This window comes from Nocardioides sp. P5_C9_2 (assembly GCF_054049555.1).
The window spans coordinates 1-10,440 of the sequence record NZ_JBFUMD010000082.1; the positions used below are offsets into that span (position 1 = coordinate 1).

The 10,440-nt window shown below is 73.3% G+C and carries 11 protein-coding genes and 1 tRNA gene; 11 read left to right on the forward strand and 1 reads right to left on the reverse strand.

Translation table 11 applies throughout. The features are described 5' to 3' along the window. The 5 genes from ACXJKL_RS06285 to ACXJKL_RS06305 form a co-directional block, all read left to right on the forward strand. On the forward strand, window positions 1-312 hold a 312-nt coding region (locus ACXJKL_RS06285; RefSeq protein ID WP_457206203.1), incomplete at its 5' end, for a MogA/MoaB family molybdenum cofactor biosynthesis protein. Then, complete coding sequence (locus ACXJKL_RS06290) at window positions 309-893, forward strand: GNAT family N-acetyltransferase (protein WP_457206204.1); 585 nt, start codon at window positions 309-311, stop codon at window positions 891-893. The genes ACXJKL_RS06285 and ACXJKL_RS06290, both read left to right, overlap by 4 nt. 88 nt (window positions 894-981) lie before the next feature. Then, window positions 982-1,863, forward strand: coding sequence for a divisome protein SepX/GlpR (gene sepX / locus ACXJKL_RS06295; RefSeq protein WP_457206205.1), 882 nt, complete (start codon window positions 982-984; stop codon window positions 1,861-1,863). A 51-nt stretch (window positions 1,864-1,914) separates the two neighbouring features. Beyond that, window positions 1,915-2,379 (forward strand): SRPBCC family protein, encoded by a 465-nt coding sequence (locus ACXJKL_RS06300; RefSeq protein WP_457206206.1) that lies wholly within the window; start codon window positions 1,915-1,917, stop codon window positions 2,377-2,379. A 98-nt stretch (window positions 2,380-2,477) separates the two neighbouring features. Beyond that, window positions 2,478-2,550 (forward strand) — tRNA-Ala (locus ACXJKL_RS06305). A 221-nt stretch (window positions 2,551-2,771) separates the two neighbouring features. Here ACXJKL_RS06305 and ACXJKL_RS06310 read toward each other — a convergent pair. Then, complete coding sequence (locus ACXJKL_RS06310; RefSeq protein WP_457206207.1) at window positions 2,772-4,391, reverse strand: dolichyl-phosphate-mannose--protein mannosyltransferase; 1,620 nt, start codon at window positions 4,389-4,391, stop codon at window positions 2,772-2,774. Window positions 4,392-4,473: 82 nt separating this feature from the next. Between ACXJKL_RS06310 and rsmI the strand changes: the two genes are divergently transcribed. The 6 genes from rsmI to ACXJKL_RS06340 form a co-directional block, all read left to right on the forward strand. After that, the gene (rsmI, locus tag ACXJKL_RS06315) at window positions 4,474-5,313 is read left to right on the forward strand and encodes a 16S rRNA (cytidine(1402)-2'-O)-methyltransferase (RefSeq protein WP_457206208.1); all 840 of its coding nucleotides are present in this window, start codon (window positions 4,474-4,476) and stop codon (window positions 5,311-5,313) included. A gap of 21 nt (window positions 5,314-5,334) precedes the next feature. Beyond that, a complete protein-coding gene (locus ACXJKL_RS06320; protein WP_457206209.1) occupies window positions 5,335-6,240 on the forward strand; it encodes a TatD family hydrolase in 906 nt (301 codons plus the stop codon). A gap of 311 nt (window positions 6,241-6,551) precedes the next feature. Then, on the forward strand, window positions 6,552-7,685 hold the full coding sequence (locus tag ACXJKL_RS06325) for a transglycosylase family protein (protein WP_457206210.1): 1,134 nt from the start codon (window positions 6,552-6,554) through the stop codon (window positions 7,683-7,685). A gap of 30 nt (window positions 7,686-7,715) precedes the next feature. Beyond that, window positions 7,716-8,615, forward strand: a complete 900-nt coding sequence (gene rsmA / locus ACXJKL_RS06330) for a 16S rRNA (adenine(1518)-N(6)/adenine(1519)-N(6))-dimethyltransferase RsmA (protein ID WP_457206211.1) — start codon at window positions 7,716-7,718, stop codon at window positions 8,613-8,615. Next, entirely contained in the window at window positions 8,609-9,544 is a 936-nt protein-coding gene (locus ACXJKL_RS06335; protein ID WP_457206212.1) for a 4-(cytidine 5'-diphospho)-2-C-methyl-D-erythritol kinase, read from the forward strand. The genes rsmA and ACXJKL_RS06335 overlap by 7 nt, the downstream gene beginning before the upstream one ends. A 28-nt stretch (window positions 9,545-9,572) precedes the next feature. Next, a partial coding sequence (locus ACXJKL_RS06340) for an ABC-F family ATP-binding cassette domain-containing protein (protein WP_457206213.1) occupies window positions 9,573-10,440 on the forward strand: 868 nt, incomplete at its 3' end.

Here is a 10,440-nt window from a genome sequence, read left to right on the forward strand (position 1 = left end):
GCCGTCGACGCCGGCGCGCGGGTGGTGCTCACCACCGGTGGTACCGGCCTGACGCCGACCGACCGCACGCMCGAGGCCACCCGTCCGCTGCTCGACCGTGAGGTCCCCGGCATCGCCGAGGCGGTCCGCGCCTACGGCCTGCAGGCCGGCGTGCCGACAGCGATGCTCTCCCGGGGCGTCGCGGGCGTTGCGGGGCACTGCCTGGTCGTCAACCTGCCGGGCTCGCGCGGCGGCGTACGCGATGCCCTCGCGGTGCTCGAGCCGGTGCTGCGGCACGCGGTGGACCAGGTCGTCGGGAGCGACCACCCGTGACCCCGGGCTGGCCGGCGCGGCTCGTCCACGGCGACGTGGTGGTCCGGCCCCTCGAGGCGGGTGACAGCGCTGCCTGGCGCGAGCTCCGCAGCCGCAACGCCGACTGGCTGCGGCCGTGGGACGCCACCATGCCGCCGGGCAGCGGCAAGCGGGCCGGTAGCTACCGCCAGGTGGCTCGACGGCTGCTGCGGCACGCCCGGCAGGGCCAGGCGATGCCGTTCGCGATCGAGGTGGACGGACGGTTCGCCGGCCAGGTCACGGTCAACAACATCGTGCGCGGCTCGGCGCAGTTCGCCTCGATCGGCTACTGGCTCGGGCGCGAGTTCGCCGGACGGGGCATCATGCCTGCCGCGGTCGCGATGGTGGTGGACCACTGCTTCGCCGAGGTCGGCCTGCACCGCGTCGAGATCTGCATCCGCCCCGAGAACTCCAACTCGCTGCGGGTGGTGGAGAAGCTGGGCATCCGCGAGATCGGCTACGCACCACTCTTCCTGCACATCGACGGGGACTGGCGCGACCACCGGATCTTCGCGGTCACCGTCGAGGAGTGCCCCGGGCCACTGCTCAGCCGACTCTGCTGAGCACTTTTCCCACGAGTCACACGAGTTGTTTCGCGACACACCTGTAGACATCCGCCCCAGGGTGTGCTGGCGAACCTAACCTCCACGTGTGGACCCGAGCGCACTGATCTTCGTCGCCCTGGCGGTGGCCTGGGCCGTCTATCTCATCCCCAAGGCGCTCCAGCACCATGACGAGGCGGTGCGGAGCCGCTCCGTCGAGCGCTTCTCGCACACGATGCGGGTGCTGGCGCGACGTGAGCCGGTCGGTCGCCGTGAGGCGCGCCTGGTCGTGACGCCGGGTCGTGCCCCGTCGGGCTCGACAGTCTCGACCAAGGTCTCGACCCGCTCCGCTGCGTCCTCCTCCTCCTCCTCCTCGGTCCCGCTCGCCGCGCGTCGCGCCGCCGCCCAGCAGGCCGCCCGCCGACGCCGTCGCGTGCTCGGCGCGGTCCTGCTCGTCAACGCGGTGGTGCTGGGACTCGCGCTCGGTCGGGTCGTCGCCTGGCCGTGGGTCGCCGCACCGGTCCTGCTGCTCGCCACCTGGCTGGTCGCCTGCCGCCTCATGGTCAAGGGCGAGCGGGCCGCCGCGCGGCGCGTTCCCGCCTCCCCGGACTCCTCCGTCGTGCCCCGCACCGCCACCGCCGTGTCCGAGCCCCCTTCCCCGGAGGTCGGCCCGACGGAGGCGGAGATGGACGTCGTCATCGAGACGGTCGCCGCCTCCCAGGATCCGGCCGACACTCCTGCGGTGGGCGTCGCGGCTCCGGTCCTGCGGGAGCCCGGCTCCTGGGACATGGTCCCCACGACGCTGCCGACCTACGTCTCCAAGCCCGCAGCAACCCGGCGTACCGTCCAGACGATCGACCTGGAGTCCACCGGCGTGTGGTCCTCGGGTCGCAGCGAGAGCGACTCCGCGCTGGCCCGCGAGGCCGAGGAGCGCGAGGCGTCCGCGAAGGTCGACCGCGCGGCCCGCGAGCGTCGCGCCACCGGTTCCTGAGCCTGTCCGGAGCGCTGCTGCCCGCCGTGCACCGCCGTTAGGCTGACGGGCATGACCTTGCACCTGTCGCAGTCCCGCGCCGTCCCGGTCCCGGTCGACGAGGCGTTCGACCGGGTGCTCCCGCACCCGCTGCCCGAGATCTTCCGGCGCCGGTGGCTGGCGATCCCACCGATCCGCGAGGTGCGCGACCAGTCGGGGCCGTGGGACGAGGTCGGCCGGACCCGCACCATCGTGCTCGCCGACGGCGGCACCATGCGCGAGACGCTGACCTCGGTCGAGCGCCCGCGGTCCTTCGGCTACGCGATCGGTGACGTCCGCGGGCCGATGAGGCCGCTGGTGGCGGGGATCGACGGGCTGTGGTCGTTCGAGCCGGCCGGCACCGGCACGCGGATCACCTGGGCGTGGGACATCACCCCGACCGCGGCCGGCCGCCTCGCGATGCCGGTCCTCGCCAGGATGTGGCGCGGCTACGCCCGGCAGGCGCTGGAGGAGATCGAGTCGCTGCTGCTGCCCTGACCGGTGGGCCGACCGGCGGGCTGACGAGCGGTCCGGCGCGGGACGGTGGGGCTGATTGGGATCGCCTTCGCCGCCGGTGTATCTTTTCGTCTCGTCTGGGGGGTGTGGCGCAGCTGGTAGCGCGTCTCGTTCGCATCGAGAAGGCCAGGGGTTCGAGTCCCCTCACCTCCACCCGACACCAACGGCCCGCCTCTCCGGCGGGCCGTTCGGCATTTCCCGGTGGGCGCGGTCCAGGCGGGCTTGTGTCGCCGCCGTGGAGGTCAGGTGGCGGCGGCCGACGGGTGTGCCGGCGGTCCGGGTGTCGGGCGCCGCCAGTCGCCGTGCGCGAGCCGTACGCCGCCACCTGACGCGCCGAGGTCGCGAGCGGCCGACCCGCAGCAGCGCTGGCGCCGCTAGATCCAGCGGGTGAACCAGACCCGGTCGAGCCACTCCGAGTGCGTGATGAGCTGGTCGGTCCAGATCGGCCAGAACCACGCGAAGGCGAGCAGCACCAGCACGACGTACGACCCGGCGACGACGACGCCCGCCGTGCGCCGGGGACTGGGCTCGTCCGAGGTCCCGACGAGCGTGCCGAGCGCCAGCGAGAGCGCCAGCACGAGGAAGGGCAGGCAGGCGATGGCGTAGAAGATGAAGATCGGCCGGTCGTCGTACATGAGCCACGGCAGCCACGTCGACCCGGTGCCGACCACGGCGACGCCGAAGCGCCAGTCGCGCGCCCCGACCCAGCGCACCACCGCGAGCAGCAACGCCAGCACACCGCCCCACCAGATCAGCGGGTTGCCGAGCAGCAGCACCTGGCGCAGGCAGTCGGAGCCCTTGGGGGCGTCGCAGCCCTGCGACCCGGGCTTGATGTCGAGCTGCGCGTCGACCCCGACGGGTCGGCTCATGAGCAGCCAGCCCGCCGGCTTGGAGGCGTAGACGTGCTCGCTGTCGTTGAGGAAGTGGGCGTGGAACGTGTAGACGTCCTGGTGGTAGTACCAGAGGGAGCGCAGCGACTGGACGACCTCGCCGAGACCGTCGGCGTCGGGCTCGGTGGCCGTGGGCCACTTCTTGCCACCGTCGTACGTCGTGTACTGCGTGTTGCTGAGCGCCTTCTCGTACTCGTGGGCGTGGACCAGCCATCCGGACCAGGTGGCCACGTAGACGACCAGGGCGACCAGCACGAGGTGAGCGAAGGCGGGCACCCCGTCGAGCAGCACGGCCCGCAGCAGCGCCCGGCGGTGGCCGAACGACCGCCGCGCCCCCCAGCTCCACGCGAAGGCCAGCACGCCGAACGCGGCCAGCGGGAAGAGTGCCGTCCACTTCGTGCCCACCGCGAGCCCGAAGGCGACCCCGCCGGCCAGCAGCCAGGGCCGGAACAGCCGCCGCGCCGCCCCCCGCGCCAGCCGCTCGCGGAACCACTGTCGGTCCGCGACGACACAGTGGACCCCGCAGAGGATGAAGAAGGCGAGGAAGATGTCGAGCAGCGCCAGCCGGGACAGCACCAGGTGCAGTCCGTCCAGCGACAGCAGGAGCCCGCCCACCAGTCCCAGGACGGTGGAGCCGGTCACGCGGCGCACGAAGCGGCACATCACGAGCACCATCAGCGAGCCCACGACGGCCGCCGCGATCCGCCACCCGAAGGGGTCCATCCCGAACGCCTTCTCGCCGAGCGCGATCAGCCACTTGCCCACCTCGGGGTGGACGATCATCGACGGACCGGACTCCCACAGCCCGCCGAGGTGGCCGTTGAGGATCGACGTGTCGGCGTCCTCGACGTACTCGCGGACGTAGCCGTTGCCGAGCATCGACCACGCGTCCTTGGCGTAGTACGTCTCGTCGAAGGAGAACTGGTGCGGCGTGCCGAGACGCCACCACCGCAGGAAGAACGCGAGCGCGGCGACCACCAGGGCACCGGTCCACCCGACGACCGGGTCCTCGCCGCGCCAGCGGGGCCGGGCCCGCTCGATCGCGGTCGGAACCTCGCTGCCGGCGGCCGTCCGCGAGAGGCTGACGGTGGGCGGGGCGGTCACGCGGGGCACTCTAGTTCGCCCGCCCCATCGAGACGCCCCATCGAGTCGGCCCGCCACGACGGCCCACCGATACCCTCGCCCCATGACTGCCGCCGGTGTGCTCGTCCTGGCCGCGACACCCATCGGGCAGTACGCCGACGCGCCGCCCCGGCTGGCGGCCGAGCTCACCGGCGCCGACGTGGTGGCCGCCGAGGACACCCGTCGCCTCAAGCGGCTCACCAGCGACCTGGGCATCACCCTGGGCGGCCGGGTCGTGTCCTACTTCGAGGGCAACGAGTCGGCCCGGACACCCGTGCTGCTCGAGGCGCTGCTCGCCGGGGAGCGGGTGGTGCTGGTCACCGATGCCGGGATGCCCAGCGTCAGCGACCCCGGCTACCGCCTCGTCGCGGCCGCCGTCGAGCACGACGTGCGGGTCACCGCCGTCCCGGGACCGAGCGCGGTGCTCACCGCGCTGGCCGTGAGCGGGCTGCCGGTCGACCGGTTCTGCTTCGAGGGGTTCCTGCCGCGCAAGGCGGGGGAGCGCTCGCGCCGCCTGGGCGACCTGGCTCGCGAGGAGCGCACGATGGTGTTCTTCGAGGCGCCACACCGCACCGAGGCCGCCCTGGCGGCCATGGCCGAGACCCTGGGCGGCGACCGGCCGGCCGCGGTGTGCCGCGAGCTGACCAAGACCCATGAGGAGGTACGCCGCGGCCCGCTGGCCGACCTCGTCTCCTGGGCCGCGGACGGCGTGCGCGGTGAGGTGACCATCGTGGTGGAGGGCGCGGCGCCCGCCGCCGAGGTCGGCAGCGACCCCGACGACCTGCGCGCGGCCGTGGCCGAGGAGGAGGCCGCCGGGGCCACGCGCAAGGAAGCGATCGCCGACGTCGCCCGCCGGGCGGGACTGCCCAAGCGCGAGGTCTACGCCGCCGTCCACCTCTCGTGAGGGCTCGCTAGCCTCGATCCCATGTCCGACCAGCTGTCCGACCAGCCCACCGACCGGCCGACCCGCAGCCGGGCCGCCACCGAGGAGACGTCGGGGTCCCGTCGGGACCGGGAGCGTCCGCCCGCCCCGGACCCGTTGCCGCTGCCCGTGGTCGACAACCACTGCCACCTCGACATCGCCGACGGCGACTGGGTCGACCCGGCCGAGGCCATCCGGCGGGCCACGGACGTCAACGTCGCGCGCATCGTGCAGATCGGCTGCGACCTCCCGGGCGCCCGCTGGGCGGTCGAGGCGGCCGCGCGGCACGCCGAGCTGGTCGCCGGGGTCGCGCTGCACCCCAACGAGGCGCCCCGGGTCGACGACCTCGACGAGTCGATGGCCGAGATCGAGCGACTGGCCGGCGCCCACGACAAGGTCCGGGCCGTCGGCGAGACCGGGCTCGACCACTTCCGGACGGGGGAGGAGGGAAGGGCGGTGCAGGAGGAGAGCTTCCGGCGGCACGTCGACCTGGCCAAGCGGCTGGACAAGACCCTCGTCATCCACGACCGCGACGCCCACGACGACGTGCTGCGCGTCCTCGACGAGGAGGGGGCTCCCGAGCGGTGGGTCATGCACTGCTTCTCCGGCGACGACGCGTTCGCCCGCCGGTGCCTGGACCGCGGGGCGCACCTGAGCTTCGCCGGCACCGTCACCTTCAAGAACGCCGCGCCGCTGCGCAACGCCCTGGCCGTCACCCCGCTGGACCGGGTGCTGGTCGAGACGGACGCGCCGTACCTCACGCCGACGCCGTACCGCGGGCGTCCCAACGCGTCGTACCTCGTGCCGCTGACGGTCCGGGCGATGGCCGAGGTGCGCGGCGACGACCTCGAGGCGCTGTGCCACGCGATCGACACCAACACCGAGAGGGCGTTCGGCGGATCTTGGTGAAATGTGTCGCGCGACGGCTGGGGCGCGTGTGACCGGAGGGGCAAGATCCACGCTCAGGACCCCCGCGTGCCCTCGGAGACGCCCGTCGCGAGGGCGCGGACACGGGCCCCGAGGAGTTTGACAGGGGTCCAGACGCCGTTATCGTCTTGTGACTGTTGGCCGGGATCGGGAAGATCCGCCAGCGCCGGGAGGTGGTTGCGACCATCTCCGCGAGACCCCCGCTCGCACGACGTGATCGTTCCCGAGATGACCACGGCTGCACGCGGACGCGCTGACGCCCGAGGCCCGGGAAGCTCGACGTTCGGAGCATCGTGCGCTCACGCATCGCCCACCTCAGCAAGTCCAAGGCCCTCCTGGTCACCCTCGTCGCCGTCATCCTCGCCGCCGTCGGCGGGACCACGGTCGGCTACGCGGCCCTCAACAAGTCGGTGACGCTGTCCCTCGACGGACAGGCCCAGACGATCAACGCGATGGGCGGCACCGTCGGTGACGTCCTGGCCGCCCAGGGCGTCCAGGTCACCGACAAGGACCTCGTCGCCCCCGGGGTCGACGAGCCCATCGAGGACGGCACCCGCATCTCGGTGCAGTTCGGTCGCACCCTGTCCCTCAGCGTCGACGGCGAGGAGCGGACCTACTGGGTCAACTCCACGACCGTGGCCAGCGCCCTGGGCGAGATCGGTCGCCGCTTCGAGGGCGCCGACCTGTCCACCAGCCGCAGCGCCCCCCTCGGTCGCACCGGCATGACCCTCGACGTGGTCACCCCCAAGGTGCTCAAGGTCAAGGTCGGCGACGCCGGGCTCAAGCGCAAGAGGATCACCGCCCTCACCGTCGAGGACGTCCTCGCCGAGATGGACGTCGAGGTCRGCAAGCGCGACAAGGTCACCCCGCCCCTCGACAAGGAGATCTCGGACGGCGACAAGGTCGTCGTGACCGACATCCGGGTCGTGACCCGCAGCGAGAAGGGCCAGTCCATCGGGTTCGACACCATCACCCGTCAGGACGACTCGATGATGAAGGGCGAGCAGGAGACCGTCCGCGCCGGCCGGGCCGGGCTTCGCGACGTCACCTACGAGCTCCGCTTCCGCAACGACGAGCTCGTGGCCCGCAAGGTGCTCTCGTCCGACGTCACGCGTGCCCCGGTCGACGCCATCGTCAAGGTGGGCACCAAGGAGGCTCCCAGCGAGCCGACCATCGCCTCCGGCGGCACCGTGTGGGACTCCCTCGCGCAGTGCGAGTCGGGTGGCAACTGGGCCATCAACACCGGCAACGGCTACTACGGCGGCCTCCAGTTCAACCTCGGCACCTGGCAGTCGTACGGCGGCTCCGGCCTCCCGAGCAGCGCCTCCCGCGAGACCCAGATCGCCATCGCGACCAAGGTGCGCGACGCCTCGGGCGGGTACGGCGCCTGGCCGGCCTGCGCCGCCAAGCTGGGCCTGCCCCGCTGACGGCACCCCCCGGGCACTAGCCTGAGACGCATGACAACCCCCTCCGCCGGTCCGAGTCTTCTCGGGCCGGCGGAGGTGCGTCAGCTGGCGGCCAGGCTGGACCTGCGGCCCACCAAGCAGCGCGGCCAGAACTTCGTCATCGACCCCAACACGGTGCGCCGGATCGTGCGCGAGTCGCGCGTCGGCGCCGACGACGTGGTGGTCGAGATCGGCCCCGGCCTGGGGTCCCTGACCCTCGCGCTGCTGGAGGTGGCCGGCCGCGTCGTGGCCATCGAGCTCGACGAGGCGCTGGCCGGTCTGCTCCCCGAGACCATCGCCGCCCACGCCCCCGACCGGGTGGACCGCTTCGAGGTGGTGCTGGGCGACGCGATGCGCGTCGAGTCCGTGCCGGGCCCCGCGCCGACCGCGCTGGTCGCCAACCTGCCCTACAACGTGTCGGTCCCGGTGCTGCTCCACATGCTGACGCTGCTGCCCTCGCTGGAGCGCGGACTGGTGATGGTCCAGGCGGAGGTCGCCGACCGGCTCGCCGCGCCGCCCGGCTCCAAGACGTACGGCGTCCCGAGCGTGAAGGCCGCCTGGTTCGCCGACGTACGCCGCGCGGGCACCATCGGGCGCAACGTCTTCTGGCCCGCCCCCAACGTGGACTCCGGCCTGGTCGCGTGGACCCGCCGCGAGCCCCCCGTCACCACCGCGTCGCGCCAGCAGGTCTTCGCCGTCGTCGACGCGGCGTTCGCCCAGCGCCGCAAGCAGCTGCGCGCCGCGCTGCGTCCCCTGGCCGGGTCGGGTGAGGCCGCCGAGGCGGCCCTGGTCCACGCCGGCGTCGATCCCACCACGCGCGGCGAGGTCATCGGCGTCCAGGAGTTCGCCCGGATCGCCGAGGGCATGCCGTGGGACGAGAGCCGGCGCGACACGGACGGTCGCGGGTGGTGACCCCGGAGCGGCGCCTGCCGCCGAGCGTCGACGTCCGAGCCTCCGCCAAGATCAACCTCCACCTGGGCGTGGGTGCCGCCCGCGAGGACGGCTTCCACCCGCTCGAGACCGTCTACCAGGCGATCGGGCTGCACGACGAGCTCGTCGCCACCGAGGGCGACGCGTTCCGCGTGGTGACCCACGGGGCCGAGCACGTCGACGTCTCCGGCGTGCCGGCCGGCGCCGACAACATCGTGGCCCGCGCGACCACGCTGATGGCGGCGAGGGTCGGCCGTGAGCCGGTCGTGGACTTCCTGGTCCACAAGGAGATCCCGGTGGCCGGGGGGATGGCCGGCGGGTCCGCCGACGCCGCCGCGGCCCTGCTCGCCCTCGACCGGCTGTGGGACGCCCGCACGCCCGACGACGAGCTGCTCGCCCTGGCCGCCGAGCTGGGCAGCGACGTGCCCTTCGCCCTCATCGGGGGCACCGCGCTCGGTACCGGACGTGGAGAGCGGGTGACGCCGGTGGCCGACAGCGGGCCCTGGTGGTGGGTCGTCGTACCGTCCGCCGTCGGCGGGCTGTCCACCCCGGCCGTCTACCGCCGCTTCGACGAGATGTTCCCCGGGGCGGACGCCGAGCCTGCGTCGGCMGACGCGCTGCTCGAGGCGCTGGCGACCTCCGACCCGCACCGGCTCGGCGCCGCGCTGCGCAACGACCTCCAGGAGCCGGCGCTCGACCTGCGTCCCGACCTCGGCGACCTCCTCGACCTCGGGGAGTCCGAGGGAGCCGTCCGCGGGATCGTGTCCGGGTCCGGCCCGACCTGCCTGTTCCTGGCCGAGTCGCCCACCGCCGCCCACGCCCTGGCCGGAGCGCTGCGTGCCTCGGGGCACGCCGTGGTGCTGGTGGCGGCGGGGCCGGTCCCCGGCGCGCAGGTCGTCGAGATCGGATGAGTGTGAGCCAGATGAGCGTGAGGACCCGATGAGCGTCGCAGCCAACCTGATCAACCTGGAGCGGGTCTCCAAGTCGTACGGCGTGCGCCCGCTGCTCGACGAGGTCTCCCTCGGCGTCTCGGCGGGGGAGCGCATCGGCATCGTCGGTCGCAACGGCGACGGCAAGACCACCCTGCTCGAGGTGATGACCGGCCTCGAGGAGCCCGACTCGGGCCGCGTGTCGATGACCCGCGGCGTCGAGATCGGCTACCTGCACCAGGGCGACGAGCTGGTCGACACCCACTCGGTGCGCGAGGCCGTGCTCGGCGGCCTGTCCGACCACGAGTGGGCGGCCGACTCCATGATGCGCGGGGTCGTCGAGGAGCTGCTGGCGGGGATCTCGCTGGACCGCCCGGTCCTCGGGCTGTCCGGCGGYGAGCGCCGCCGCTGCGCGCTGGCCGAGCTGCTGCTGGGGCGTCACGACCTGATCGTGCTCGACGAGCCCACCAACCACCTCGACGTCGAGGCGGTGGCCTGGCTCGCGGAGCACCTCGTGGGCCGGACCAGCGCCCTCATCGTCGTCACCCACGACCGCTGGTTCCTCGACGAGGTGTGCCAGACGACGTGGGAGGTCCACGACGGGTCCGTGGACAGCTACGAGGGCGGCTACGCGTCGTTCGTGCTGGCCAAGGCGGAGCGCCAGCGCCAGGCGGGCGCCTCCGAGCAGCGTCGCCAGCAGCTGGTCAAGAAGGAGCTCGCCTGGCTGCGCCGCGGCGCCCCGGCCCGCACCGCCAAGCCGAAGTTCCGCATCGACGCCGCCAACCAGCTCATCGAGGACGTCCCGCCGCCCCGCGACCGGATGGAGCTGCAGCGCTTCGCCGCCCAGCGCCTCGGCAAGGACGTCCTCGACGTCGAGG

Excerpts from the sequence above, each read along its gene's own strand:
- ACXJKL_RS06300 (WP_457206206.1), top strand. The coding sequence starts at position 1,915 with ATGACCTTGCACCTGTCGCAGTCCCGCGCCGTCCCGGTCCCGGTCGAC.
- rsmI (WP_457206208.1), top strand. The coding sequence starts at position 4,474 with ATGACTGCCGCCGGTGTGCTCGTCCTGGCCGCGACACCCATCGGGCAG.
- ACXJKL_RS06320 (WP_457206209.1), top strand. The coding sequence starts at position 5,335 with ATGTCCGACCAGCTGTCCGACCAGCCCACCGACCGGCCGACCCGCAGC.
- rsmA (WP_457206211.1), top strand. The coding sequence starts at position 7,716 with ATGACAACCCCCTCCGCCGGTCCGAGTCTTCTCGGGCCGGCGGAGGTG.